This window comes from Desulfocastanea catecholica, from assembly GCF_054657295.1.
Genome location: NZ_BAAHYZ010000209.1, coordinates 1 through 212, shown reverse-complemented (window position 1 = coordinate 212; position 212 = coordinate 1). Strand labels below are relative to the sequence as shown.

Here is a 212-nt window from a genome sequence, read left to right as displayed (position 1 = left end):
GCGACCACATGGCCTTTGCCTGTCTCAAAAAGCAGGTTTTCAGCAGGAACCTTGACATTGTCGAAAAAGACGCTGCAGGTGGATGAGCCTTTTAACCCCATCTTGACTTCTTCTGCACCGATGCTGAGTCCCTCACTATCGCCATCGACGATAAAAGCTGTGAATTTCTCACCGTCTACCTTGGCATAGACGATTAAAATATCGGCAATACC

At 47.6% G+C, this 212-nt stretch carries 1 protein-coding gene; it reads right to left on the bottom strand.

The annotated features are described in order from the left end of the window. The coding region (locus ACYQ8U_RS23545; protein ID WP_459947968.1) for an acyl-CoA dehydrogenase family protein at positions 1 to 212 on the bottom strand (212 nt) is incomplete at both ends.